This is a genomic window from Zunongwangia profunda SM-A87, from assembly GCF_000023465.1.
Taxonomy (GTDB): Bacteria; Bacteroidota; Bacteroidia; order Flavobacteriales; family Flavobacteriaceae; genus Zunongwangia; species Zunongwangia profunda.
Window position 1 is genome coordinate 2,818,973 of sequence record NC_014041.1, and the last position, 26,363, is coordinate 2,845,335.

General features: G+C 36.4%; 21 protein-coding genes. 14 read left to right on the plus strand and 7 right to left on the minus strand.

The window, feature by feature from the left end; all coding sequences use genetic code 11:
* Positions 1 to 128: 128 nt before the first annotated feature.
* The gene (locus ZPR_RS12425) at positions 129 to 875 is read left to right on the plus strand and encodes an SDR family oxidoreductase (RefSeq protein ID WP_013072039.1); all 747 of its coding nucleotides are present in this window, start codon (positions 129 to 131) and stop codon (positions 873 to 875) included.
* Between the two features lie 148 nt (positions 876 to 1,023).
* On the opposite strand, the gene ZPR_RS12430 is transcribed toward ZPR_RS12425, so the two are convergent.
* Positions 1,024 to 2,019 carry an NADP-dependent oxidoreductase gene (locus ZPR_RS12430; protein ID WP_013072040.1) on the minus strand — a complete coding sequence of 332 codons (996 nt, stop codon included), beginning with the start codon at positions 2,017 to 2,019 and terminating at the stop codon, positions 1,024 to 1,026.
* Between the two features lie 201 nt (positions 2,020 to 2,220).
* Here ZPR_RS12430 and ZPR_RS12435 point away from each other — a divergent pair, with 201 nt between their 5' ends.
* From ZPR_RS12435 to ZPR_RS12445, 3 genes are read left to right on the plus strand one after another with little or no spacing between them, the layout of a single operon-like run.
* Complete coding sequence (locus tag ZPR_RS12435) at positions 2,221 to 4,467, plus strand: FUSC family protein (RefSeq protein WP_233421298.1); 2,247 nt, start codon at positions 2,221 to 2,223, stop codon at positions 4,465 to 4,467.
* Positions 4,468 to 4,470: 3 nt separating this feature from the next.
* A complete protein-coding gene (locus ZPR_RS12440; RefSeq protein WP_013072043.1) occupies positions 4,471 to 4,986 on the plus strand; it encodes a DUF6155 family protein in 516 nt (171 codons plus the stop codon).
* A 41-nt stretch (positions 4,987 to 5,027) separates the two neighbouring features.
* A complete protein-coding gene (locus tag ZPR_RS12445) occupies positions 5,028 to 6,887 on the plus strand; it encodes a T9SS type B sorting domain-containing protein (RefSeq protein ID WP_013072044.1) in 1,860 nt (619 codons plus the stop codon).
* Between the two features lie 255 nt (positions 6,888 to 7,142).
* On the opposite strand, the gene ZPR_RS12450 is transcribed toward ZPR_RS12445, so the two are convergent.
* Positions 7,143 to 8,273, minus strand: a complete 1,131-nt coding sequence (locus ZPR_RS12450) for an AEC family transporter (RefSeq protein WP_013072045.1) — start codon at positions 8,271 to 8,273, stop codon at positions 7,143 to 7,145.
* Positions 8,274 to 8,276: 3 nt separating this feature from the next.
* The gene (locus ZPR_RS12455) at positions 8,277 to 9,461 is read right to left on the minus strand and encodes a pyridoxal phosphate-dependent aminotransferase (RefSeq protein WP_013072046.1); all 1,185 of its coding nucleotides are present in this window, start codon (positions 9,459 to 9,461) and stop codon (positions 8,277 to 8,279) included.
* Between the two features lie 352 nt (positions 9,462 to 9,813).
* Here ZPR_RS12455 and ZPR_RS12460 point away from each other — a divergent pair, with 352 nt between their 5' ends.
* The 3 genes from ZPR_RS12460 (at position 9,814) to ZPR_RS12475 (ending at position 13,981) form a co-directional block, all read left to right on the plus strand.
* Positions 9,814 to 11,229: a glycoside hydrolase family 30 protein gene (locus ZPR_RS12460; RefSeq protein ID WP_013072047.1), complete on the plus strand. Its 1,416-nt coding sequence runs from the start codon at positions 9,814 to 9,816 to the stop codon at positions 11,227 to 11,229.
* Positions 11,230 to 12,139: 910 nt separating this feature from the next.
* Positions 12,140 to 12,712 carry a Crp/Fnr family transcriptional regulator gene (locus tag ZPR_RS12470; RefSeq protein ID WP_013072048.1) on the plus strand — a complete coding sequence of 191 codons (573 nt, stop codon included), beginning with the start codon at positions 12,140 to 12,142 and terminating at the stop codon, positions 12,710 to 12,712.
* Positions 12,713 to 12,880: 168 nt separating this feature from the next.
* Positions 12,881 to 13,981, plus strand: a complete 1,101-nt coding sequence (locus ZPR_RS12475) for an alkene reductase (RefSeq protein ID WP_013072049.1) — start codon at positions 12,881 to 12,883, stop codon at positions 13,979 to 13,981.
* Between the two features lie 76 nt (positions 13,982 to 14,057).
* Here the strand turns inward: ZPR_RS12475 and ZPR_RS12480 are convergent, their stop codons facing one another.
* From ZPR_RS12480 to ZPR_RS12495, 4 genes are all read right to left on the minus strand, one after another.
* Positions 14,058 to 14,483 carry a BRCT domain-containing protein gene (locus ZPR_RS12480; protein WP_013072050.1) on the minus strand — a complete coding sequence of 142 codons (426 nt, stop codon included), beginning with the start codon at positions 14,481 to 14,483 and terminating at the stop codon, positions 14,058 to 14,060.
* Positions 14,484 to 14,672: 189 nt separating this feature from the next.
* The gene (locus ZPR_RS12485) at positions 14,673 to 15,692 is read right to left on the minus strand and encodes a zinc-binding alcohol dehydrogenase family protein (protein ID WP_013072051.1); all 1,020 of its coding nucleotides are present in this window, start codon (positions 15,690 to 15,692) and stop codon (positions 14,673 to 14,675) included.
* A gap of 125 nt (positions 15,693 to 15,817) precedes the next feature.
* Entirely contained in the window at positions 15,818 to 16,732 is a 915-nt protein-coding gene (locus ZPR_RS12490; RefSeq protein WP_013072052.1) for an AEC family transporter, read from the minus strand.
* The gene (locus tag ZPR_RS12495) at positions 16,719 to 18,236 is read right to left on the minus strand and encodes an FAD/NAD(P)-binding protein (RefSeq protein ID WP_013072053.1); all 1,518 of its coding nucleotides are present in this window, start codon (positions 18,234 to 18,236) and stop codon (positions 16,719 to 16,721) included. The genes ZPR_RS12490 and ZPR_RS12495 overlap by 14 nt, the downstream gene beginning before the upstream one ends.
* 273 nt (positions 18,237 to 18,509) lie before the next feature.
* On the opposite strand from ZPR_RS12495, the gene ZPR_RS12500 reads away from it, so the two are divergent.
* The 7 genes from ZPR_RS12500 (at position 18,510) to ZPR_RS12530 (ending at position 26,343) form a co-directional block, all read left to right on the plus strand.
* Positions 18,510 to 19,406 (plus strand): helix-turn-helix domain-containing protein, encoded by an 897-nt coding sequence (locus tag ZPR_RS12500; RefSeq protein WP_041579992.1) that lies wholly within the window; start codon positions 18,510 to 18,512, stop codon positions 19,404 to 19,406.
* Positions 19,407 to 19,471: 65 nt separating this feature from the next.
* On the plus strand, positions 19,472 to 20,212 hold the full coding sequence (locus tag ZPR_RS12505; protein ID WP_013072055.1) for an SDR family oxidoreductase: 741 nt from the start codon (positions 19,472 to 19,474) through the stop codon (positions 20,210 to 20,212).
* 148 nt (positions 20,213 to 20,360) lie between these two features.
* Complete coding sequence (locus ZPR_RS12510) at positions 20,361 to 22,235, plus strand: M1 family metallopeptidase (RefSeq protein WP_013072056.1); 1,875 nt, start codon at positions 20,361 to 20,363, stop codon at positions 22,233 to 22,235.
* Between the two features lie 229 nt (positions 22,236 to 22,464).
* Positions 22,465 to 23,745, plus strand: coding sequence for an MFS transporter (locus ZPR_RS12515; RefSeq protein ID WP_041578899.1), 1,281 nt, complete (start codon positions 22,465 to 22,467; stop codon positions 23,743 to 23,745).
* A 75-nt stretch (positions 23,746 to 23,820) separates the two neighbouring features.
* Positions 23,821 to 24,714 carry a LysR family transcriptional regulator gene (locus tag ZPR_RS12520; protein ID WP_013072058.1) on the plus strand — a complete coding sequence of 298 codons (894 nt, stop codon included), beginning with the start codon at positions 23,821 to 23,823 and terminating at the stop codon, positions 24,712 to 24,714.
* A 72-nt stretch (positions 24,715 to 24,786) separates the two neighbouring features.
* Positions 24,787 to 25,716: a YeiH family protein gene (locus tag ZPR_RS12525; protein ID WP_041579993.1), complete on the plus strand. Its 930-nt coding sequence runs from the start codon at positions 24,787 to 24,789 to the stop codon at positions 25,714 to 25,716.
* Positions 25,717 to 25,887: 171 nt separating this feature from the next.
* A complete protein-coding gene (locus ZPR_RS12530; protein WP_013072060.1) occupies positions 25,888 to 26,343 on the plus strand; it encodes an RpiB/LacA/LacB family sugar-phosphate isomerase in 456 nt (151 codons plus the stop codon).
* Positions 26,344 to 26,363 lie beyond the last annotated feature (20 nt).

The window sequence follows — 26,363 nt, forward strand, 5'->3', positions numbered from 1 at the left end:
CATCTTCAACAACATTTAAATTCTTAACAAGAATAGTGAGGCAGCGTTAAATGTGCGCTAAATCTAAAACACAATTTTGGGCTAAAGTATAGTTGTGCTTATATTCAGCATGAACAAAAAAAATTATTATGAAAATTGAAGGAAAAACAGTGATCATTACCGGAGCTTCCAGTGGAATAGGGGAAGCTACTGCAAAAAAATTAGCAAAAGAAGGTGCTAATGTGGTGATTTCAGCCAGAAGGGAAGATCGATTAAAATCATTAAAAGAAGCGATCGAAAAAGAGGGTGGTAAAGCACTGGTGGTAACTGCAGATGTTACTAAAAAAGAAGATTTTGAAAAAATAGTAAGTGAAACCAAAAGTAAATTCGGGAGTATTGATGCGCTTGTCAATAATGCAGGACTAATGCCGCTTTCTTACGTTAAGAATTTACATACCGATGAGTGGAATACCATGGTAGATGTAAATATTAAAGGCGTACTAAACGGTGTAGCCGCTGTTTTACCGACGATGAAAGAACAAAAATCCGGACATATTATAAATATTTCATCTTCTGCCGGAAATAAAATATATCCCGGTGGTGCTGTTTATTGTGCAACAAAAGCAGCAGTAAAAATGTTTACGGAAGGCCTAAGAATGGAATTAGCACCAAACTTTGGCATTAAAGCAACTTCTATTGAACCTGGCGCAGTGGATACCGAATTAACTGATACCATTACCGATGAAGAAATTAAAAAAGATTTTGTTTCCAGTTTACAGGAATTAACGCCTTTAGAATCGGAAGATATCGCTGAAGCTATTTATTACGCACTTTCACAACCGGGCAGGGCTAATATCAATGAAGTGTATGTGATGCCAACGCAGCAGCAACAATAACGATAGTAAAAGACCTCACAAGCCCAAGAGGTCTCAACTTACTTTTTATATTGAAGTAAGTTTTTGAATATTTAATCTCGATTATAGAGAAAAGCAAAAAGGCTCCGATAACATATCGGAGCCTTTTTTATGTTGATATCAGATTATTTTAAACTTCTACCAGCATTTTACCGGTATTTTTTCCCTCAAAAATTTCGATAAAAGCTTTTGGTACATTTTCAAACCCTTCTCGCCTGGTTTCATCAAACTTCAGCTTGTCATCTGCCAACCAGCTTCCTAATTGTTTAATGGCTTCCTGAAATTCATCAGCATGATCCCTTACAATGAATCCCTGCATTAATGCACGTTTTTTTACCATAATACCTTCTAAACGCATTCCTTTTGGAACTTCCTCTTTATTGTATATAGAAATGGCTCCGCAATTAATGATTCTGGCAAAATCATTAATGTTTTGCATCGCTGCATCTAAGATTTCTCCTCCAACATTATCAAAATAAACATCTACACCATCGGGACAATGTTCTTTAATAGCTTTAGCCATATCTTCAGTAGTTTTGTAATTGATACCCGCATCAAAACCAAAATCAGATTTTATATGGTCTATTTTTTCATCGGTGCCCGCGATTCCCACCACGCGGCAACCTTTAATTTTTCCAATCTGTCCCACAACACTGCCAACGGCACCTGCCGCTCCAGAAACCAGTAAAGTTTCCCCTTCTTTTAATTTCCCAATATTTTTTAAGGCCAGGTAAGCCGTTAAACCGGTAAGTCCAAGAATACCTAGATAGGCCGAAAGTGGCACTTTTTTGTTCGTAATTTTATTTAAATCTTCGCCGGTATGTTTCTGAAATTGTTTCCATTGTAGCATACCGCTTACATGATCTCCTTCCTGAAATTCATCATTTTTAGATTCCACTATTTTAGCAACCACCATAGAAGACAATGGCTCGTTTAACTTAAATGGCGTTATGTATGAATCTTCATCGCGCATTCTACCCCTTAGATAAGGATCTACAGAGATATATTTAGATTCTAATAAAATTTCCCCGTCTTCAAGTGCTGGTTTTTCCTCTTTTTTTAACTCAAAATTTTTCTCATCCGGTTTGCCGGAAGGACGTTCTTTTAATGTGATAACCTTATTCATAATATCAATTTTTTTTGAAATTAAAGCAATCTCAAACGACCACCAAAAACCAAGTCATAATTTATCCTTAATGCTTAAATGCAACGAAGATTGAAGAAACCCAGTATTGAAAACATGCAGGCTTTAGTTTCTATTTAACATTTAGAAAAGTTAATTTGGTAACTTTGTATTTTTACAAACTAATCACCTAAAACAGGCGCATTGATAAAACAACTTTCTGAGTTATTGGATTCCATTTTAAAGTTTTTACGCAGCACAGATTTTACTAAAGCTTTAATCTTAACGATTAGTATTGGATCTGCAATCGGAATTTTTAATGCCCTTGGATTATCGAAAATAGGGGTCCCATTAGCCGTGGGATGTTTGCTTACTGCACCAAGTGATACTATTGGCACATTAAAGCATAAAATTGTAGGGGTCATTAGCGCAGCTTTTCTGGCGGGGTTAACTTCACTTATAATAGGATACGCTTCCAGCAATATTTATTTTACGATACCAGTAGTAGGAATTATGGTTTTTGCGATTTCCTACCTTGCAGTATACGGGTTTAGAGCCTCAATGGTTGCTTTTGCCGGACTAATGGCGGTTGTGCTTAGTTTTGCCAATGTAGATACCTCAATGCCGCTTTGGCAACATTCCCTATTAATTTCTGCTGGAGGTCTGTGGTATTTATCACTAAGTTTATTATGGCATTTTATAAATCCCAAACATGAAACCGAACAACTACTGGCACAGTGTCTAGCACTTACTGGGGAGTATTTACAGGTACGTTCTCAGCTGATTCTTAATATTGAAAAAAGACATGATTTACAACAAGAACTTTTTGATCTGCAAAACGAACTTAACCAAAAACATGAGAGTTTACGGGAGGTCTTAATAAGTTCAAGAAAACTATCAGGAACTTCTAATTATGCACGAAAGCGTTTATTGGTTTTTATAGAACTTGTAGACATTCTTGAATTGGGAATGGCAAATCCAGTGAATTACAAGCGGATGGATTTTCTGTTTAAAGAGGATAGGGAATTTTTAAAGATTTTTAGTGATGTTACTCATTACCTGGGACTTCAGCTTATAGCGGTAGCAAAATCTATTGAAAGTAAAAAAGCAGTGCCTGAAAATAAAATTTCGGAATATATTGAAAAATCTCGCCTGGCCGTAAAGCGCTATCGAGATCAAATTGATCTTACCCAAAAAAGAGAGCATGTTTTAATGTTACATAACCTCTTTGATTATCAGGAAAGACAATCCCATAAGATTAATACTATTTTTGGAGTGGTTAATGATCTTAAGCAGGGAAATGCCATTTTTATGAAGCATAAAGAAGTGGTTAAGTTTATAACACCGCAAGAATACTCCTTTAAAACCCTACAGGAAAATTTCAATTTCGGTTCTCCTATTTTTAGACACGCTTTACGACTGGCCATGGTGGTTTTAGTAGGCTTTTCTATAGGTGCATTCTTTTCTATACAAAATGCGTACTGGATACTATTGACCATTGTAGTGATTATGCGACCCAATTACGGACTCACAAAATCACGTACCAAAGAACGGATTATTGGAACCTTGATAGGCGGAGTGATTGCAATTATCATTGTTTTTATTACTCAAAATACGTATATATACGGTGCTTTAGGTTTATTATCTTTAACTATGGCATTCTCACTCATTCAAAGAAATTACAGGACTGCTGCAGTTTTTATTACCTTGAGTATCATTTTTATCTACGCACTGCTAAAACCAGATGTCATTAAGGTGATAGAATTTAGGATCATAGACACTTTTGTGGGAGCTGCATTAGCAGGTTTGGGGAATCTTTTTTTATGGCCGGCCTGGGAAGCTGAAAATATTAAGAATGTTATCGCGACCAGTATTGCTGCCAATCGCGAATATTTTTTGGAAATCGATAGGTTTTATCATAAAAAAGGGGAGCTGCCTACAAGTTATAAGCTCTCGAGAAAAAAAGCTTTTCTCGAGATGGGAAATCTTAGTGCAGCTTTTCAACGGATGACGCAGGAACCTAAATCCAAACAAAAAGATCTTGGCTTAATTTATCGCTTGGTAAGTTTAAATCAAACCTTCTTATCTGCCTTGGCATCGATGGGAACGTATATACGAAACCATAATACAACAGAGGCTTCTAAAGATTTTGAAGTATTCGTAAAGCAGATTTTACATAGTTTAAATAATGCAGAACAAGGTCTAATTGCTCAGGCCGAGCAAAAGAAAACCAATGTAGAATTGCTGAAAGAAGCAAAATCGCGTTTGGATGAGAAATATGAAGAATTAGTGAAAATTAGAAACCAGGAAATTGCTGACGGGAAAGCACTTGCAGATCATGATATGCGTCTTCAACTTCAGGAGGCACAATTAATTACTAATCAATTACAGTGGTTACTGGATATTTCTAAAAACATCAGAAAAACGGTTTTTAAAACCACTTCAATCTAAACAATGAGTAAACGAGCCCTTAAAAAATACCTGAAAGAACTTGATAAAGAAGACCTGGAAGAGCAAATTATCGATCTATACGAACGCTTAGATGAAGTAAAAGTATTCTATAATTTTGTTTTTAATCCTAATGAAAGAAAACTTATTGAAAACGCGAAGGTGAAGATCAGTAAGGAATATTTTCCCGAAAATAGGAGAAAGCGCCCCAAAGCCAGACGTTCTGTAGCGCAAAAGTTTATTAAACATTTTAAAAAACTAGGTGTAGACCCTATAAAGACGGCAGATTTGATGTTGTATAATATCGAAATTGCCCAGACCTTTTCCGAAGATCGTTCCAATATCAAAGAGGCCTTCTACAAATCGATGTATAAATCTTATGAAGAAGCGGTGAAATATATTTTACAAAATGGGATCATAAATGAGTTTGAAGACCGGATAGTAAAAATAGCCTTACACTCTGAAAGTCAGGATTGGCCAAATTCATATTTATTTTTAAAATTATCTTCACAATTCGATTAACTTTAAAAACTAAATACTACTTTTAGCTTTATCGATTTAGTATGAGGCTATTCATCATTTTTTTGTTTTTAAGTTTTGCTATTCCCGCTAAGGCCCAATTAGGGTTTTGCGGAGGAAGTAAAGGAGATCCTATATTTCAGTTTGATTTTTCCAATTCAGGAGCTTCATTTCAGCAATACACCACTTATAATTTGGTAGCGCAAAGTCCGCAGGACGGTTCTTATACCGTATCTTCAAATTTAGATATACAAAGCGATTCCTGGCATAACTATTTTCCGCAAACAACGGTATCTAATGGAAATGCGATGATTGTAAATGCCAGCTACGAAGCAGGATTGTTTTTTGAAATCGACATTCCGAATTTATGTGAGAATACGACCTACGAATTTTCTGCATTCTTAATGAATGTTTACGATCGCGCCAGCAATATTTGTGAAAACGGAGGTATACCTATTAATGTACGATTTGAAATTTGGGATGAAACCAATACAGAACTAATTAATAGCGGTGATACAGGAAACATTCCTTCAACTACCAGTCCGCAATGGGATCTATATGGCCTGACTTTTCAAACAGAACCCGGACAGGAAAAGGTGATCCTTAAGATTTATAATAATGGAGAAGGGGGATGTGGGAATGATTTGGCTATAGATGATATTGTCTTTAGGTCTTGTGGAGATTTAACAATTATTGAAGGTCCGGATACCGAAACTACAGCAATTGGACTTTGTGAAGAAAACTCTCCCGGCAACTATACCTTAACCGCAACTCCCGATAACTCGGTGTACCAGGATCATTTTTACCAGTGGCAATCACGCTTAGAAGGTGAAGAATTTGCAGATATTCCAGGAGCAACAAATCGCCTATACAGCGCTTCCAATATAACCAAAACGACATACTACCGGGTAAAAGTAGCTGAAGATCCGGTAAATTTGTCTAATGTGTACTGTAGCTCGGCTTCAGAGGAATTTAGTATTCTGTTTATAGAAAGTCCTACAGCACCGGTCTCTGCTGGTGATGTAGACTGGTGCGATAATCTGGGGGCGGCCACGTTATCGGTTCGCGCAACCGGCGAACAGCAAATCGCATGGTATGATGCCGAAACAGGTGGAAATAGAATAGCGGAAGGAACCTCATTTCAATCCGAAAGGGAAGGTACTTATTATGCGGAAGCTTTTTATAAAGACTATGATTGCGAAGTGAGTCAACGTACGGCAGTAAGGTTAACGATTAACGAGTCTCCGGTTGTAGCAGATGAAATGTTGCAAATTTGTCCCGAGGGTACTTTAATTTTAGAGGCTAAACTTCCTAATCTTGCGTATAATTGGAGTACTGGCGAAACAACCGCTCAGATAGTTATTGATGCCCCTGGAATATATAGTGTTGAAGTGATTTCTCCTGAATCCTGTTCCAGTATCAAAACTTTTGAAGTACGCCTGGTTGATGATGCCCAGATCGCCGAAGTAACTTCAGATGATCGGTCGGTTAGGATCATGCCGCAAAATGAAGGGGAATTTGAATATAGTCTAGACGGGATCAATTACCAGCGATCCAATATATTTCAAAATATTGATGGAGGCATTTATACAGCATTTATGCGGGATTTAGCTAATTGTAAAATTGTAAATTTAGAATTTCCGCATATTGTAATACCAAAAGTGATCACTCCAAATGGGGATGGCTATAATGACAATTTTAATTTAAATGGCGTTGACTATTTTTCGGCCTCTGTAATTGCTATTTTTGATAGGTACGGAACCTTAATCACTACGGGCAGTGGTGCAGGGTTTAAATGGGATGGAAGTTTTAACGGCCAGCAATTACCAGAAGGTGAATACTGGTACAGGATTAGAATAGCCGAATTTAAAGAAATAAAAGGCCATTTTTCTTTACTTAGATAACATATATTATCGTCTTATCTAAAATTTATTTTAATCCTTTGTTTTCGAATGATTACTGAAATGAGATGTATTTATACTTATTTCTAAAAATTGAATTCCATTCCGATAGGTATGTATAAGCTTATTTTTTAAGGCAACTGATAAGTTCAGCTAACCAAAGTAATCTTTAGTAACCTTCTTGGAAAAGTGAAATATCAAAAAAGACAGCCTAAAATAGGACTGTCTTTTTCTTCATATAGATTGGTTGGTTAAATTTTACGAGGTTTCCCCAGTTGAAATCTCCATATTTTTATTGATAATTTCTTCTTTTTCTGCTGTCTTCGATTTCTTGTAAAAAAAGAATGGTAAACCGAAACCGACTATACTTAAAACTCCTCCTAACATAAAAATGCTTGTAGGTTGAGTAAAGATATTTCCACTGGATAAAATCCCAAGAATTAGTATAGTGGATAATGGAAATGACAAAGCCAAAATGCTTATAGCATAATTGGGATTAAAGGTTTTTTTCGTTTCATCAGCTTCGGCCGCATCTACTGCCGAGATATGGGCGAAAGGCCAAAAACTGCAGGCACTTAAGCTAAAAGCCAACATCAATAGAATGTCTTTTTGCAGGGAAATCCCGGTAACCAATAATAGTAAACCAGTGATTATAATAACAAAGCCTGCTCTAAGCATTAATATCCCTAAGATCTGCACTAACTGATTTTTTTTAATATTTACCGCTAAACCTATATATAAAAGTACTAATGGCGTCATTAATAAGCTTAATCTACTTAAAGTTTCACTAGCGAAAAATGGAAGTGATTCCATATTAATCCCGAAGCCAACAAGTATTAAAGCAGCAGCTATAAAAACATTTACCGGTTCAGAAATCATTGCGATCCCTAAAGATTTAAGCTTTGCTTTGCCTGATTGGGCTTTTTTCTGCTGTATCTTATAATGCCAGTTCATAGCGATAACATACAGGATCATTAATACAAAAACTTTGTTTCCAAGATCGGCCATTGCTGCTTTCGCTAAATATGAATCTCCCAGATATTCCAGCACAAATGGAAAACAGGAAAGTCCGGGTGCCAAAGAGGGGATAAGCATTTTAGCGGTACGGTAATTAGAACTGTTTTTTTTTATTCCTAATATGGGCAATACTAAAGGGAACACAAAGAATAATAGTGCATTTAGTAATAAAGCCAATAGTGGCAGCAATAGCAAATCGGCCTCTACTTTTATTCCTAATAATGCGATAAAAATAGTTGCCGGTAATGCGAGATTAAGGATTATTTTTTTAATCCCAACAACCTCAGCTTTAGTACTAAACTTAATTTTTAAAAGTAATCCTATCCCAATAAAAAGAATAAAAGTTATCGTTTTTTGTAGGCTTACATCCATAGATTAGACCAGAATTTCGTCAATTGCATCAGTAAAATACTTCATTTCTTTCATCGTGCCCATACTAACACGGCACCAGTCCTGATCCCAAAATTTAAAAGCGCGAACTACGACTTTCTTTTCATATATTTTTTCCAGGAATTTATCTCCATCCATGTCTATTGGAAAAATCACAAAGTTGGTATTCGAGGGCATAAAATCCATTCCGCGGCTTTCAAGATAGCTGGTGGTATAGTTTCTGGCTTCTTCAATCTTTGCTTTACAATCTTTTAAATAAGCTTCATCTTTCATGCTTGCAGAAGCCGCTGCAATACTAGGTCCTGTAATTCCCATTCCGCCACGCGTAATATCGTTGATTTCTTCAAGTGATTTTTTATTCCCTAACATGTATCCTACTCTTAAACCGGCCATTCCATGAATTTTAGAAAATGTTCTGGCAACGTAAATATCATAACCTTCAGCAACAAGAGGAGCCATACTGGCATTCATTCCTTCTGGTGAAAGTTCGATATAAGCTTCATCAATAAATACAGGCACTTTTTTAGAAACACGCTTACAAAAATCTTGAAGATTCTCAGTATCGGTCATCGTAGCCGTAGGATTGTTAGGGTTGGTAATGTAAACCAGCTTAGTGTCTTTGTCTATGGCTTCTTCCATCGCTTTTAAATCATGCTGGTAATCATCGGTTAATTTTACAGCTTTCCAATTTCCGCCGGCAGCTTTTGCCACGCTTACTAAAGACATGTAGCTTGGATCACCGCTAATAACATTTCCGCCATGCTGAAATTTTACCAGTGCCGTTTTTTCGAGTAAATCAGAGGATCCTGGTCCCATCATAATATTATAAGGTTCCACGCCCTCGTATTCCGAAATTCGACTCACTAATTCTCCCAGAGAACCCCAGGAATAGTGATTCCCCTCCATAACCGCTTTTTGAAAAGCTTCTGCAGCCATTTTTGAAGGACCATGAGGATTTTCATTCCAAACCAATCTTGCCTTCACTGTTTTTAAATCAGGAAATTTAGGAGGAGTATATTCATCAAATGAATTACTGTAATTAAATAAAAACTTATTGTTTTTTGACTGTGCTTCAGCAACCGATTTTGCCCATAAATCTGAGGGGGCTACCGCAACAGCTCCCATCGCCAAGGCTCCCCTTTTTAGCCACTCTCTTCTATTTAAACTCATAATAATATTTGGTGTTTGCGTTATGATTTAAAAATAAAGATTAACAAAATATTAAGCAATCGTAAAATATTAAAAATGAGGGTGATGAAATTATAATTCTCTAAATTTTTAATCTTTTTTTAAGATAACTCCAATTACTGTATAATTACGACTTCTGACTATCTGTATAAGTTCAAGAGTTTTTAGCAATTCTACCGATTAAACTACTAGGAAAGAAATCTGGGAAATGTTCAATTAAATATGATTACAGATTTGTTAAAAAATGGCATAATTTTAAAAATTTATAATTGTATTATTTACGTTTATAAATTAATTTTTATTTTTAGCTTTTCATCCCAGCATATAGAAATAAATGTCATATAAATCTATTTTTAGTCTTTTATTAATCGCTTTTAGTGCAGTAACTTTTGCACAAACTCCAATAGAAGTCAATATTAACACCCAAAACAAGTATCAGACTATAGAAGGCTGGGGGAGTTCGTTATGCTGGTGGGCTAGTGAAGTAGGATCATGGAATGAAAAAAAGATAGACAGTATTGTAAGTATTATAACTTCTCCAGAGATGTTGAATATGAATATTTTCAGATTTAATATTGGTGGGGGAGATGATCCTGCACATGCAGGGGGGCACATGGCCGAAGGAAAAGGTACGAGGGCAGAAATGGAAGGTTATAAAAAAGGACCCAATGAAGACTATGATTGGGATGCCGATGAAGGTCAGCGTAAAATTCTGCTTAAAATAAAAGCATCCCGCCCAGACGCGGTATTTGAAGCTTTTTCCAATTCGCCACCGTACTGGATGACAAAAAGTAAATGTTCGGCAGGATTTTTTAAAGCAAATAAAGATAACCTTGCGGCATCACAATATGATGCTTTTACAGATTATCTGTTAGAAGTTGTGCAACATTATAAGTCTGTATATGATGTAGATTTTAAAACGCTGGAACCTTTTAACGAATCTACCTCGTCTTACTGGTATTATAAGGGAAGTCAGGAAGGATGTCATTTTGATGCGGAGAGTCAGATCGAACTGCTAAAAATATTATATCCGAAATTAAGTAAAACCGGACTTAAAACAATAATTGCCGCGCCAGATGAAACCAATTTGGAAGCCACTTTAAAAGTTTTAAATACCTATAGAGATTACGGAGAAGTGTTTGACTGGATTGGCCAGATAAACACTCATACCTATTCGGGAAATAATGAGCAACGCTTAGCGGTAAGGAAATGGATGGATAGTTTACAAAAGCCATTTTGGCAATCTGAAACCGGACCGTCTGGTGGTAATTATAAAAGCGCGCTCGAAAATAACCTTAATCTGGTACAGAAAATGTTTTACGACCTTAAGCTAATGAAACCGGACGCCTGGCTCGACTGGCAACTTATGGAGGAAAATAATGCAACCTGGTGCCAGATGAAAGCCGATTTTGATACTGAAGAATTTGAAATTGTAAAAAATCTATATGTACGAATGCAGGTTACCAGGTTTATAAAGCAGGGTTACCGGATTATTGAAACTAATCATGATCATGTGCTCGCTGCCATAAGCCCTAATGGGGATGAAGTAGTAAGTATCCTGTTAAATACAACGACCTCTAAGAATAAAAACTTTAAACTTAAATTTGACAATATAGGGACCTATTCTTTAGCGGAAGTGTTTAGAACCAGTAAAAATGAAGATTGTAAAGCCTTAGATAGTTCAGATTTTTCTATAGCCGGTATTAATGCTCCTGCCTTATCTTTAACCACTTTAATTTTTAGAAAATAGGCGGTATACAGTATAAAGTATAAAGTCGTTCAAAGTTTAAAAGTTCAAGGTTCAAAAGTTGTTGTACATGAACATTCATTCAAAATTCAACATTCAAAATTCAGAATTAATAGTCCTGCTTCCTGACTCTTGCTTCTCTTTTCTATATTCTAAACACAAATAACTCCGCTGTCATTTCGAGCGCAATGAAATGAAGCCGAGAAATCTCAATCAACAATTTAAGTTAGAGAATTAGAAAGTTGAAGGTTTAAAAGTTGTTTTATAGAGAAGTCCATTTTCATTATCCAGTTTACCAGTATGGCTTCGATACGATTGCTCCTTCGTTGCAATCACTCAGCCGCCGCTAAATACTTCGAGGTTCAAAAGTTATTGTACGGTGAAAAGTCATTCCAAATTCAACATTTAAAATTCAAAAAAGTTCAATAATGGTCACTTCGAGTATCAAATTTTGGAAAGCAATGGAAAAAATTGAAGTATCGAGAAGTCTGTTTTTGAGTAAAAAGTTTGAAAGTTCAAAAGCTGTTGTACATGAACAGTCATTCAAAATTCAGCATTCAAAAGTCAAAATTAATAGTCCAGCTTCCTGGATCTTGATTCTCTTCTCTTTTCTATATTCTAAATACAAATAACTCCGCTGTCATTTCGAGCGCAATGAAATGAAGCCGAGAAATCTCAATCAAATAAAGGGTTTCTCCAGTTTAACAGTATGGCTTCGATACGATTGCTCCTTCGTTGCAATCACTCAGCCGTCGCTAAATGCTTCAAGGTTCAAAAGTTGTTGTACGGTGAAAAGTCATTCCAAATTCAACATTCAACATTCAAAATTAATAATCGAACTGCTTATTATTTATAACGTAAGATTTAAAATTTTTAAACGACTATTTATTGCATTTTAAAACTTCCGTATTTCATGCATCAAAAAATTCTAGACCACGTTTCTCATATCATCGATCTCAACGAATCGGAAAAAGCTGAATTTCAAAGCATTTTGAGTCCGTTGAAATTATCTAAAAAAGAATATTTAATTAAAAGTGGAGAGTTTGTGCATCATAATTTTTTTGTGGTAAAAGGTTGTTTACGTGCTTTTTATCGTGATGATCAGGAAAACGAAGCTAATTTACAATTTGCTATGGAAGATTGGTGGATTAGTGATTACGAAGCTTTAAAAGATGGTATTCCAGCCCGGTTGAATGTAGAATGTCTTGAAGATTGTGAGCTCCTGGCCATTCATCGTGATGCGCAGGAGGAATTATACCGAAGAATTCCAAAGTTTGAGCGTTTTTTCAGAATTAAGGTGATGAATTCTTTTATTGCATTGCGCAGCAGGATTATGTCTAATTTGCAAAAAAGTGGTAAGGAGCGTTACCTTGAATTTTATGATCATTTTCCTGAACTCGAAAATAGAATAGCCAATTATCACATCGCAAACTATTTAGGAATTAAGCCAGAGAGTTTAAGTAGAATACGCAAAGAGCTCATCTAACTTAACAATTTTTAACAGCGCAAGCTAACATACATCAAGGCTTTATTACGGTATTATACATTAATTTTGTTCCTAGGGAAAAAAATTGCTATATAAAAATTGGAGAGGCTTTATAAAACTGAACATCGTTTTATTAAGGCCTCTTCACCCTAAAAAAAGTAAATGACTATGACTAAACAACCGCTATTAACAGAGTATAATTTAAATGGTCTTAAACTACCTAATCGTGTAGTGATGGCACCAATGACCCGTAGCCGTGCAGATAATCCTGAAAATGCCCCACGTGAGGATTTTGAAGCAGCCTATTACGCCTTAAGAGCCTCAGCAGGATTAATCATTACTGAGGGGTCTCCTATTAGTGATGATGCCATTGGTTATGTAAATGTTCCCGGAATCTATAAGCAGGCGCAAGTTGAAGGATGGAAGAAGGTGACTAAAAAGGTGCATGACGAGAATGGCCGAATTTTTATTCAGCTTTGGCATGTAGGGCGGATGTCCCACCCCGATTTCCATAACGGAGAAAAGCCGTTGGCACCTTCAGCAATAAATCCAAACGCACAATCTTACACTCCAGAGGGGTTTAAAGATACCGTGACTCCGCAAGAAATGACTATTGAAGACATTAAAAAGACTATAGAAGATTTTAAAAATGGTGCTAAAAATGCGATGGAAGCCGGTTTTGATGGTATAGAAATACATTCTTCTAATGGGTATTTGTTACACCAGTTTTTTAACGCAACTTCCAATACCAGAAGTGATGAATATGGTGGGAGTATAGAAAATCGTGCTAAAATTCTTTTTGAAGTGATTGATGCGATTAAGGAAGTAATGCCAGAACATAAAATAGGACTACGATTAAATCCTTCTTTAGATGGGCCATTTGGGATGACCATGGATGAAGAAACCATCCCAACATTCGATTACATCGTAAACAAATTAAACGAGTACCATTTAGCTTATGTTCATTTATCAGAGCCTTTTACCGATGTGTCTGATAATAAATTTGCTGTTGCTGAAATCGCAAAACATTATCGCCCATTATACAAAGGCACTTTAATCATCAACGCAGGCTTTGATCAGGAAAAAGGAAATAAAGTGATTGAAGAAGGTAATGCCGATTTAGTTGCTTACGGAAAACTTTATATTTCTAATCCAGATCTTGTAGAGCGATTTGAAAAAGATATCGCACTTACAGATTGGGATGAAGATACTTTTTATGTTCCCGGTAAAAAAGGATATTTGGATTATCCGGTGAAAGCAAGAGATTAAGAAAAATAATAACTATTCAATAAAAAATCCCTGCAAAAATAAATTGCAGGGATTTTTTTGTTAAGTATAACGTACTTTAATTTCTTACTTTTACTGTGGCCCGTTTCTTTAATGGTCTGGTATTTTTATGAAGTACATAATGTGGCGCTTTATTTAAGGCCAGAAAGGATTCTTCAGAATAGATTTTAGTACCAAAAGCTTTAGCTTCTTCAATCACCAGTTCATCAGCATTTTTTCCTGTGATTAAAATCCCCGTTTCTGTAGACATTTTAGGTTCGACTTCTACATTCCAGGCTTTTAATTGTTCTTTTATTTCAGTTTTATTATCCTTATTCAAATGACCGTCTATAAGGACTTTCTGACCTTTAAACTCTTCTGCTATGGTTCTTTTCTTATTGGATTTTATAGTTTTTTGCTTATCAGCCAGGTGATTAAATATTAAAAATGAGATGAATAGGAAGATTAGAATGTAAGTGGCAATAATTAAGGTTTGGGGCGTCATGGCAATTATTTTTTATAATGGTTTTTTAGTTTGTTGTTAAGCTCAATTTTTCGTCACGAAAATATATATTCAAGCTTCCAATTTCATGCAAAAAACAGGGTTTAAGGAATATTTAACCCAAATCTTAAAATGTATAAAAAAAAGGATTCCAGTCTTGAAATCCTTTTTTATCCCATATACTAATTAAGCTTAGCTTATAAATTTAATAACGTTTTTTCCAATAGATTTACCGCTCTCCTGTAATTCGTGAACTTCTCTAAATACCTGAGTATCTAAGCCTTCAAAGGTATTGTTTAAAGTAGATGTTAATGAGCCTTCTTCAAAAAGTAAGCGCAATTCTTCCAGGATTTTGTGTTGTTGGATCATGTCTTTGGTTTTAAAAAGAGAACGTGTAAACATGAATTCCCAATGAAAAGCTGCACTTTTATTTTTTAATTTATTTAAGTCTAATGGATTCTTATTTTCTACAATCGAGCAAATCTGCCCCTGTGGTTTGATAAGGTTTGCCATGGCTTGCCAATGCATATCGGTATCAAAAAAGTTAAGGATATAATCTACATTTTCGATATTCGCCTTTTTCATCTCTTTTTCCAAATCATGATGATTCACAATCATATCGGCTCCCATTTTTTTACACCACTCACTGGTTTCTTCTCTAGAGGCCGTAGCAATTACCTGAATGTTGGTTAATTTTTTAGCCAACTGGATCCCGATAGAACCAACACCCCCAGCACCACCAATAATCAATAGCTTTCTATCACTTTCACCATTTTTTTGCAGTCGCAAACGATCAAAAATTGCTTCCCAGGCGGTAATGGCGGTTAAAGGCATAGCGGCAGCTTCTTCAAAAGAAAAATTAGAAGGTTTGTGCCCGGCTATTCTGGAGTCTATTAACTGAAATTCTGCATTACATCCCGGTCTTTCATATTCACCGGAATAATAAACTTCATCACCTACCTTAAAATTCGATACTTCGTTTCCTACTGCTTCCACAATGCCGGCGGCATCCCAACCTAATATTTTTGGTTCATCGAGTTCTTTATCTTTTGCCGCATTTTTTCTGACTTTATAATCTACTGGATTTACAGAAACCGCATGGATTTTTACCAGAAGGTCTTTGGATTCTGGCATTGGTTTTTCGGTTTCAAAAGAGATAAAACAATTTTTATCGTCTACCGGTAGAGACTTTGTTATTCCTATAGCTTTCATAATTAATTTTTTGTTGAAATTAATGTTTGAATTTGCTTCGACAAAAACTTTGACATTTATTTAAATTCATAAAGCATTTTCCCGGCATAACAATCTTATGTGCTCTATAAGTTACTTCTTAGATTTTAGGCAAAAATGAGAGCACCCAGTGGTACTAGAATCAAAGAAAGAACCATAGAAAACACGATGAGTAAAGCAGCCTCTTTTTCCTGAGACTTTAAAAAAGAAGAAAAAACGGCCAGGTTTGCGGCGATAGGAAAAAGCGGAATTAAGGCCATAACCTGCCGTTGCTCTTTGTCTAAACCATCGATAAGCCAATATTCTAAGGCCATTAAGGCCGCAGTAATTATAACTGCTGAAATTGCCCGTACGCCCAGCACTTTGCCATAATATCCCCAGTTTAAGGATTTAAACCGGATATTTGTTAAATTCATACCTATAATAAGCATCCCCATTACAGAGACTATAGTTCCCAACACACTTACTATCGGTTTTACAGCCTCGGGAGTTTCTACTTTAAAAGCTTTTAAAATCAGGGCAAGTATAATAATATAGATAAAAGGCACTTTCAGGACTTCGATGATTGCCTTTTTTGTACTGTATTTAGATTTAGCCACCTGAATATAACCTATTATATTCCCATAGAGCGCGGTTCCCACATAAATACAAATAAGTGTGGTTACCGCATCTTCTCCAAATAAAGATTTTACCGTTGGTATACCAAAAAAAGCGACATTAAAATAGGAAAAACCGCTTTTCAAAATATTGATATCACCAGAATCGTCGATAGATCTATTCACAAGTATCGCAGGGAAAATCATTAAAAATGCCAACAAAAATGAAATGACCGCTAAAATGACCAGGTTTGAAAATCCTGCATTTAACACATGATCAATCACCAGTATAGGTAGCAATACAAATAAAAGCGGTTTATGTATCCACGATTTAGGGATCCAGTCTCTTTTGCTAATTAAATAGCCAATGGGGATACAGCATAAATAAGGAAGCAAACTTAGATAAAGGGATTTAAACGTGTCCATTAGCAGTGGTTTTAAAAATTATTTCAGAGGCTAGTCTTGCGATTGTTTTTACATTAAACCAAACGGCATTAACATCCATCAACATGCCATTTACTAAATGTCCTACCGCATAGATATGCTCGCCTCCTTTTTCTGAAATACATTGCATGGTATGTGGATTTATCACCGTGCCCCCGATAGGATGTGGTTTTAGGTAGTCCTTTTTTAATAAGTTTTCTACCAGGATATTTTGCATCTCTTCTAATTTCGCAGCACTTCCTGTAGCATTAATGAGTTTTTTTACTTCAAAAATTCCATCTTTCCCGGTAGTAATTTTAAAATGATTTTTCTCCTGAATAAAACTTACCTCGTTATTTTGCGGTATGATTTCCAGTTGTCCCTCTTTTATTAATTTCGCCAGTCTTTTCGCATTATGAAGCGGAATAGCATGCCTGGTAATCGTCCAATGCCTACCTAACCATTTTGTGAAAATAATTTGTTCATGCAAACTCATCCAACTCCATATCCTCGAGGTATCATAACGCATGGAATAGGCCATATTCAATAACGAATCACCGCCTTTTTCAGCTACCTTAATGTCGTATTCCAATAAAGGTAACTGATCTTTAGAATCCCGGTTAAACGACTTCCAGTTAAGGGGTTTTCCTTCCGTTTCTTCTACGTCTTTTATAAATAATCGAAATAATTCTTTAGCCCTGGGAGGATGACCTTTTTCACGCTTTAGCTTATGTAAATTAGAAAGCGTGAGATATTTGCGTTCAAAATCTTTGTTTTCGTCAGGTTGCACCCTGGGTAACATTCCGTCTGGTGAAAACATGGTGATTTTTCCGGTATGGCCATTATCTACTAAACTCATGACCGTATCGATAGCACTCAAACTAGTTCCTAAAATGCCTACATGATCTTTTTTCCCGGTTCGTTCTAATAAGTTTTTGGTAGGCCAGGGAAAATCAATGTAATTCAAATTATCTTTAAAATGCTTAAAGGTATTAGGTTTGGGGGTACCGGGCGCTAGTAATACTTCATCTACTTCAGTCGTAGAATCATTGGTTAAATAAATAAGCAGTCTTTCATTTTCCAATCGATCTATATCATAAGCTTCCGCCTCAATAACTTCGATATTAATTTGGTTCGCTTTAGCCTTTTTGATGCTTTCCTCTAATTGCTCTGCCACGTAATGGCCGTAGAGCAACCTGCTGGTATAGGCGTTTTCCTCATCGCTTTCGCTTTTTACATCACTTCGGTATTTTCCGCCATGCGCTTTTAGCCATTCGGCAAAATCATCCGGTTCGTTGGCATAAATACCCATAATATCGGCCTGGGTATTTAAAATATGCGAAGGTTGTTTGGATCCAAATGCTAATCCATAGCCCACTTTTTTTTGACGCTCGATAAGTACAAACGAAATTTGATTTTGTAAACTGGCACTAATACTTTGAATAATGAGCTCAATTAAAGCAGCAGATCCACAGGCCCCACCACCAATAATGGCAATTTTTTTCATTTCTTTTTCTGGCTTTTTGGTAATTTAATGAATAGGGAAGGAGCAGTAAAATTATTAACTTAATTTAAAGAGAATCCTCTTTTTAGGTGGGTCTCTCCTAAATGCGACGACCAATATGCAAATCAGTGGCTTGAAAAATCATTGAAATCCGATGGTGCTAGATAATCGGAATGCTTTCAATAAAGAATAATCTCCTTAAAGATGCTTCATGTAAATGCCCTAATGTGGTTTAGTGATTTTTGGTTACTTTTATTTTTTAAACCCAAATCTTTAATGGAATCTGAATTAGCAAATAAGATTGTGACCTATCCTTTGGATATAGATCCGCACACCGGAAATTCACAATTTCAGATCAAAAAAGTGGATCGTAAGGAATCAGATATTCCGCCAGAATTTTTAATTCCCCATCGTAAAGATTATTTCTTTTTTGCGTTGGTAATCGATGCCAAAGAGGGCGGAAGACACTGGATTGATATGAAACCTTATGATATTCTTCCTAAAACATTATATTTTACGCATCCCTCACAGGTGCAATTAAAGGAGGAAAGCTGCGCTATCATCTCCTATGCGCTATCCGTTTCTAAAGAGTTTCTGTCATTAGATCCACAAAATGGAGCAAAGGAATTACCTATTATTCAAAATGCACATAAAGCGCATCAGTTACATTTAGCTGCAGAGGATTTTCAATTCATCGAAAATATTTTATCCAGTATTTTTAAGGAATATCATCAAACCAAAGACTGGCAACACAGTATGCTACAATCTTATGTAAATATCCTGCTGGTTTATTGCAGCCGACTATATACCCAACAATTTAAGTCGATTGACGCTCAACCTGAATCCCTAATACTGGAAAACTTCCTGGAGCTGATAGAAAAGCATTATAAAACCCAGCACGAAGTTTCGCAATACGCTGATCTGCTCCATATTTCTGCTGGATATCTAGGAGAAATGATTAAACAACAAAGTGGTAAATCTGCGATCAAACACATACAGGATCGGATTATTTTGGAAGCGAAAAGGCTTATTTATTTTTCAGAAAACTCGATGAAGGAAATAGCCTTTAATCTTGGTTTTGAAGACGCTTCCTATTTCAATCGCTTTTTTAAAAGGCATACGGGCTTTACCCCTTTAGCTTATAAAACTCATATCAGGAAAATGTACCATTAATTCCTGAAAGTCTGCTATCGAATACCTAAAATCTCAGGCTAGTTTTACATTACTTAAAAAATGAAATGATGAGAAGTGTTTTAATTACCGGAGCGAATAAAAGCATAGGTTTCGAACTCGCTAAAATGATGCTCCAAAACGATTACTTTGTTTTTTTAGGTAGCCGAAATAAAGAAAGAGGAGAAGATGCGGTTGCCATATTAAAAGAAAGCGGTTTAGACCAGGTACAGTTAGTGCAACTTGATGTAACCAATCAGGATTCTATTAACGCCGCCGTAGCCACAGTGAAGCAACGCTTTGGTAAACTTGACATTTTAGTGAACAATGCCGGAATTTTAGGAGGATGGGATCAAAAAGCAGTAAGCGTAAAAACCCAGGTTATTCGTGAGGTTTTTGATACCAACTTTTTTGGAGTGATTAATGTTACTCAGGCTTTTTTAGACTTGCTAAGAAAATCAGAGCGTCCAAGAATTAATAATATTACCTCTGGTTTAGGCTCCCTTACATTACACACCAATCCAGATTGGGATCATTACGATGTTAAAACCGGAGCTTACGGTCCTTCAAAAACAGCTTTAAATGCCTATAGCGTAGTATTGGCGTACGAATTGAAAGATGACAATTTTAAGGTAAATGTTATCGATCCCGGGTACACTGCCACAGATTTTAATGATCATCAGGGAGGCTTAAGCGTAAAAGATTCTGCCAGGTTTTTATACGATCATATCGATTTACCGGAAGACGGTAGGAATTCAGCCTATTTTTCACACGAGATCAATGAGGCCCCACATGTAAGTCCGTGGTAAAAAATAATATTTATTTTGAATTATTTGCATAAATAAAGTTGCTAAATCGATAATTCAGCAGAATAATCATGAAATACTGAAAAGGACGCAAAGTTTAAGGCTATGTAGTTTCTATAACTTATTTTAGGCAAAAAATACATTTAATTTAATGAGAAAATCCATCATAGCAGTATGCCTGGCTTCTCTTGGGATGGGAAGTTTTTCTTTTGGCCAGGAGCTATATGTGCCCAGGGATGTAAAAAAGGCCTACGAAAACGAAACTAGAAGTAAAACCGGAAAACCGGGTAAAAATTACTGGCAAAATTCGGCGAAATATAAGATAAATCTTCAGCTGGATCCCCCCAATCGTAAGGTTACCGGTTCTGAAGAAATTACCTATACCAATAACAGTCCGGAGACCTTACACTCCCTAAATTTCAAATTAATACTGAATAACCACAAACCTGGTGCTGCACGTTTGGGAATGGTTTCAGAAGATTATATGACCAACGGGATACAAATAGACTCCTATACACAAAACGGTACTAAAAAGGAATGGAATTCAGAAAATGATGGTACCAATAAAATGATGAGCCTGGATACACCACTTCAACCCGGTGAAAGTATTAACCTGAGTATTAATTGGCATTTTGAGGTTTCTAAACAAAGTGGGCGAGAAGGTGCTATTTTAGAGAATACCTTTTTCCTTGCTTATTTTTACCCTCGCGTAGCCGTTTATGACGATTATATGGGTTGGGATACCATGACGTTCTTCGGGATGCAGGAGTTTTATAATGATTTTAATGATTATGAAATTAACGTAAGTGTTCCTGAAGATTTTTTGGTATGGTCGACTGGAGATTTGCTCAATCCGGAGGAAGTATTGCAGAAAAAATATGCGAAAAAGCTGGAGAAGTCAATGCAAAGCGATGAAGTAATTCGTATTGTTACTCCCGATGATTTGGCGAAAAAAGAAATCACCAAAGAGGGCATCAATACCTGGAAATGGAAAGCGTCCAATATTACCGATGTCGCTATTGCGGTTAGTAACGAGTACAACTGGGATGCCGCCAGTGTAGTGGTGGATTCTACCGCCAATCGTCGTGTGAGCGTACAGGCGGCTTACGACAATGTTTCTAAAGATTTTCATGAAATGGTGAATTACGGCCATCATGCTTTAAACTGGTTTTCAAATCATTACCCTGGTATTCCTTACCCATACTCAAAATCTACGCTGGTAAGAGGCCATGGTGATATGGAATACCCAATGATGGTAAACGATAATTCACATGAAGATCCTAATCTGGCGCGTTTTGTGGCAGAACATGAAATTGCCCATACCTATTTTCCTTTTTATATGGGTACCAACGAGACACGATTTGGCTTTATGGACGAGGGCTGGGCAACCACTCTGGAACATTTAATAGGAATTGAAGATTTAGGTAAAGAAAAGGCTGTTGAAGATTTTAAAAACTTTAGGGTCGAACGATGGATTCGCGATGATAATATGGAGCAGGAGGTGCCCATTATCACACCGTCCAACATTTTAAGCGGCCCGGTGTATCGAAATAACTCTTACGGAAAAGCTGCTCTGGGATATTTGGCGCTAAAAGATATGCTAGGTGATAAAGATTTTAAAAAAGCATTACAAGGCTATATGGAGCGTTGGCACGGCAAACATCCGATTCCCTGGGATTTCTTTTACAGCATTAATGATATTAGCGGAAAAGACCTGAACTGGTTTTGGGATCGCTGGTATTTTCAACCAAATTATATAGATTTTAAGATTGAAAGCGTAAAACAGGAGGACAGTTCGGCTGAAATCATGGTAGAAAATATAGGAGGAATGCCGGCTCCTTTTGATGTCCTACTTACTTTTACTGATGGAACTACAAAAAATATTCATCAAAAATCTAGCATTTGGGAAACAACTAAAGATCAGGTTTCTATAACTGTTGAAACTGAAAAGGCACTAAAATCGGTTAGCCTTGAAGGCGGAATTTGGATGGATGCCACACCAGAGAATAATACCTGGTCTAAATAACTTTAATAGCACTGGATAATCGATATGGAATGCTCCCGACTCGATAGCTATTATGAAGAAGGGAGGGCTGCAAATAAAAATATCTAATAACTACCTCATGGGGTTGCCTTGAGATAGTTTACACCAAAAAATTCGAACCTCTAAGAATAAAACCATGTTGAGGAGAGAAATTAAAAAGCTCATGATCCCTTAGGGAGCAGGGGCTTTTTTTAAATGCTAATAAAAAGTTATGGCATCAATATCTGGCAAAGACCCATACGCCGCGTTGCGTTACAAGGAATTTAATATCTTTTTATGTATGCGTTTTGCATTTGTTTTTGCCAGAACCATGCAATTTATTGTTATTGAATGGGAAGTATATAAGCTTACTAAAGATCCGCTTTCATTAGGAGTAATCGGCTTAATGGAAGTGATTCCTGCCGTTACGCTATCCCTGTATGCCGGGCATGTGGTCGATCAAAAAGAGAAGAAAAGCCTTTTAATGAAATGTATACTGGGTTTCTCTTTTATAAGTGCGGGGTTATTTTTACTTACCTGGCCAAAATTTGTTAGTGATCTTCCGCAACAATGGATTTTATACGGAATTTATTCCTTAGTATTTTTCGGAGGGATTGTCCGTGCGTTTTTAGGCCCTTCTTTATTTTCTATGTTTTCCCTTATTGTTCCTAAAAAAATATATCCAAACGCCGCCACCTGGAACAGTTCGATATATCAGCTGGCTGCCGTTTTAGGACCGGCGCTGGCTGGTTTTAGTATCCATTGGATCGGGGTGCACTGGTCGATGTTATTGATTTTTGGGTTCTCGTTAATTGCTGTCATCGCATTAACACGTATTCCTAAAAAACCAATTTTAAATCCCAAACTGGGTGAGCCTGTTTTAAAAAGTTTAAAAGAAGGTGTAAAATTTGTGATCAATACAAAAATTATTCTTGGGGTGATAAGTTTAGATATGATCGCTGTTTTATTTGGTGGAGCGGTGGCACTTTTACCTGTTTTTGCCCAGGATATTTTAAAAGTGGGGCCTGAAGGTTTTGGCGTATTAAGAGCAGCACCTGCCATAGGCTCAGTCCTTATCATGTTCACATCGGCCTATTTTCCTTTAAATAAAAAAGCTGGTATTAAATTATTGGCTGCCATTTTTGGTTTTGGGCTTTCCATCATCATTTTTGGCCTTTCTACCTATTTTTTGGTATCGGTTTTTGCTCTTTTTTTAAGCGGTATGACAGATGGGGTTTCCATGATTATAAGACAAACCATCTTACAACTTAAAACACCAGATCATATGCGTGGTCGTGTATCTTCTGTAAACTCGATGTTTATTAGTTCTTCTAATGAGCTTGGTGCTTTTGAAAGCGGTTTAACGGCTAAAATTATGGGGACAGTAACAGCGGTTGTCTTTGGCGGAAGTATGACTGTACTTACCGTTTTGGTTACCGGCTTTATATCACCTACCTTCAGAAGATTAGATTTACAAAAAGATATAGATGCACATGAAGCAAATGATCAATAATTTTTAAGATGATAACTTGTATTTCAATTGCGAATAAGTTGTACGTAACATACATCTTTATTACTTTTGATTATAATGTTCGATTTTAAATTACAGGTTTTTCAAAGTGTGGCATCCAGGCTTAGTTTTTCTAAAGCAGCTGAAGACCTTCATATTACACAGCCAGCGGTGACCCGGCATATCAGGCAAATTGAAGCCCATTTCAATCAAAAGCTTTTTAAGCGAAAGGGAAACAGCATCGCACTTACCGAAGCCGGTAAATTATTGCTTTCGCATAGTAAACTTATTTTTCAGCAATATGAGAAAGCAGCGTTCGACATGAATTCGCTGATCGATAAAAGCGAAGGAAGCCTTAGAATTGCCGCCAGTACCACTATCGCCCAGTATATTTTACCTGAAGTACTGGCAAAGTTTCACCAGAAATTCCCGAAAATTAAGATCCATTTACTGAATATGAATACCGAGGAAGTAGAAAAATCAGTGATGAATAATTCGGTAGAATTAGGCTTTATAGAAGGGCAGTCAAAAAATCGGGAGCTTGCCTACGAAGCTTTTTTAGAAGACGAAATTGTACTGGTGGTCGACAAATTACATCCACTGGCCAAGAGCAACCAGATTTCGGTGTCGGCATTAAAGGATATCCCGCTTGTTTTAAGAGAAAAGGGATCGGGAACCCGTGAAGTGATCCTAAAAGCTTTTGAGCATCTAAATGTAAAAGCAGAAGCACTAAATATTGAATTAGAGCTGGGAAGTTCAGAAAGTATAAAGTCATATCTATCTAATGGGCATATTGCCAGCTTTTTAAGTATTAATACTGTGCTAAAAGAATTAAAATATGGTGATTTTTATATTCTTGATATCGAAAATTTACAAATTAAGCGTGATTTCTTTTTTATCCAGCAACAGGGACATCACTCCAAATTAAATTCGGTATTTTTAAAATTCCTACAACATCATTATAACTTTTAGTTATATAGTATAACTATTTATCATTTGATTTCAGGCAAAACAGGGGGTACTTTTGGAGTATATATTCGGTTTATGAAATCTATAGCTACTTCCGCTTTATTCGTTATACTTTGCCTGGCTTGTATGCTTCCGGTGGTAAATCCGCCTATCGCATTAGCTGCCGGGATTGTATTTGCACAATTTTTTCAGCATCCCTTTCAGCAGAAAACACAGTTAGGTATTAACTGGTTATTGAAAATTTCGGTGATTGGCCTGGGCTTCGGTATGAATATCGATAAAGCGCTAGCCGCCGGAAAAGACGGATTTGTTTTTACGCTGCTATCAATTACTTTAACCATTGGATTGGGGATTGCAATAGGTAAGCTTTTTAAGATCGATCAAAAAATTGCCAAATTAATAAGTTCGGGTACCGCAATTTGTGGGGGTAGTGCCATTGCTGCGATTTCTCCCATTATAAAAGCAGATGCTAAGCAAATCTCTATTGCTATTGGCAGTGTTTTTCTATTAAATAGTATTGCTTTATTCTTATTCCCGGTTTTAGGCCACTATTTTAATATGAGTCAACATCAATTTGGGATCTGGAGTGCTATTGCCATCCATGATACCAGCTCTGTTGTAGGTGCAGCGCAGGTGTATGGCAACGAAGCTTTAGAGATTGCTACCACGGTTAAATTAGCCCGGGCGTTATGGATTCTGCCGGTGTCTGTACTATTTGCCTTAAGTAGTCATACCGAACTTAAAAAGATTAAAGTTCCTTACTTTATCGGTCTTTTTATTTTGGCAGTCCTGGCCAATACCTATATTCCTAATATAGAAGTTGTAGCTCCAAACATTGTTTGGATTTCCAAAATGGGCCTAACACTCGTATTATTTTTAATTGGGAGTACGTTAAACTATAAAAGCTTTATGAAGGTGGGAATTAAACCGGTGATTTTAGCCATTTTTATATGGATTTTTATCAGTATTGTTTCTTTAATCGGAGTGTTGCAATTAATAAATTGAAGCCAAAATCATCAAAACCTGGTTTATTGAGTAGGACATTTTTCTAAAATACTGGTATAACTTCACCATTTCAAAGGTTTTAGTATTTTTATAAGGTTTAGTCTTACCGTGAAACAGATTTAATTAGTTAATTTTAGCATTCGAAATGATTAAAACCAAAAGATTCACTTCATGAAAATCGGAATTGCTGCAGATCATGCCGGCTTAGAACAAAAAGGAAAGTTACTGGAACTTTTAAAAGAGAAAAATTTCGATATAGAGGATTTTGGTGCATTCGAATATGAAAGTGACGACGACTATCCAGATGTGGTTGCTCCTTTAGCAAAGGCTTTAAGCGATCATAAAATAGATCGGGCTATCGCTGTTTGTGGCAGTGGGGTAGGCGTGTCTATCGCGGCAAACAAGTTTCCGGGTGTTCGGGCAGCATTAATTTCAGAAACTTATTCTGCACACCAGGGAGTGGAACATGATGATATGAATATGATTTGTGTGGGCGGAAGAGTGCTGGGCACTTCACTTATTCTGGAGCTCATTCTGGCTTTTTTAAAAGCTGAATTTCAGCACAAAGAGCGTTTTGTGAGACGTCTGGATAAAGTCTTGGATATAGAAAAAAAGAATTTTAAATAAATAGAATAGTTAAGAACCTA

What these genes read in the sequence shown, in the direction of transcription:
- ZPR_RS12490 (WP_013072052.1), bottom strand. Translation starts at nt 16,732, where the DNA reads ATGGACACGTTTAAATCCCTTTATCTAAGTTTGCTTCCTTATTTATGC.
- ZPR_RS12485 (WP_013072051.1), bottom strand. Translation starts at nt 15,692, where the DNA reads ATGAAAGCTATAGGAATAACAAAGTCTCTACCGGTAGACGATAAAAAT.
- ZPR_RS12450 (WP_013072045.1), bottom strand. Translation starts at nt 8,273, where the DNA reads ATGGATGTAAGCCTACAAAAAACGATAACTTTTATTCTTTTTATTGGG.
- ZPR_RS12505 (WP_013072055.1), top strand. Translation starts at nt 19,472, where the DNA reads ATGATGAGAAGTGTTTTAATTACCGGAGCGAATAAAAGCATAGGTTTC.
- ZPR_RS12480 (WP_013072050.1), bottom strand. Translation starts at nt 14,483, where the DNA reads ATGACGCCCCAAACCTTAATTATTGCCACTTACATTCTAATCTTCCTA.
- ZPR_RS12495 (WP_013072053.1), bottom strand. Translation starts at nt 18,236, where the DNA reads ATGAAAAAAATTGCCATTATTGGTGGTGGGGCCTGTGGATCTGCTGCT.
- ZPR_RS12455 (WP_013072046.1), bottom strand. Translation starts at nt 9,461, where the DNA reads ATGAGTTTAAATAGAAGAGAGTGGCTAAAAAGGGGAGCCTTGGCGATG.
- ZPR_RS12525 (WP_041579993.1), top strand. Translation starts at nt 24,787, where the DNA reads ATGAAATCTATAGCTACTTCCGCTTTATTCGTTATACTTTGCCTGGCT.
- ZPR_RS12430 (WP_013072040.1), bottom strand. Translation starts at nt 2,019, where the DNA reads ATGAATAAGGTTATCACATTAAAAGAACGTCCTTCCGGCAAACCGGAT.
- ZPR_RS12445 (WP_013072044.1), top strand. Translation starts at nt 5,028, where the DNA reads ATGAGGCTATTCATCATTTTTTTGTTTTTAAGTTTTGCTATTCCCGCT.
- ZPR_RS12425 (WP_013072039.1), top strand. Translation starts at nt 129, where the DNA reads ATGAAAATTGAAGGAAAAACAGTGATCATTACCGGAGCTTCCAGTGGA.
- ZPR_RS12515 (WP_041578899.1), top strand. Translation starts at nt 22,465, where the DNA reads ATGGCATCAATATCTGGCAAAGACCCATACGCCGCGTTGCGTTACAAG.
- ZPR_RS12470 (WP_013072048.1), top strand. Translation starts at nt 12,140, where the DNA reads ATGCATCAAAAAATTCTAGACCACGTTTCTCATATCATCGATCTCAAC.
- ZPR_RS12510 (WP_013072056.1), top strand. Translation starts at nt 20,361, where the DNA reads ATGAGAAAATCCATCATAGCAGTATGCCTGGCTTCTCTTGGGATGGGA.
- ZPR_RS12530 (WP_013072060.1), top strand. Translation starts at nt 25,888, where the DNA reads ATGAAAATCGGAATTGCTGCAGATCATGCCGGCTTAGAACAAAAAGGA.
- ZPR_RS12460 (WP_013072047.1), top strand. Translation starts at nt 9,814, where the DNA reads ATGTCATATAAATCTATTTTTAGTCTTTTATTAATCGCTTTTAGTGCA.
- ZPR_RS12520 (WP_013072058.1), top strand. Translation starts at nt 23,821, where the DNA reads ATGTTCGATTTTAAATTACAGGTTTTTCAAAGTGTGGCATCCAGGCTT.
- ZPR_RS12500 (WP_041579992.1), top strand. Translation starts at nt 18,510, where the DNA reads ATGGAATCTGAATTAGCAAATAAGATTGTGACCTATCCTTTGGATATA.
- ZPR_RS12440 (WP_013072043.1), top strand. Translation starts at nt 4,471, where the DNA reads ATGAGTAAACGAGCCCTTAAAAAATACCTGAAAGAACTTGATAAAGAA.
- ZPR_RS12475 (WP_013072049.1), top strand. Translation starts at nt 12,881, where the DNA reads ATGACTAAACAACCGCTATTAACAGAGTATAATTTAAATGGTCTTAAA.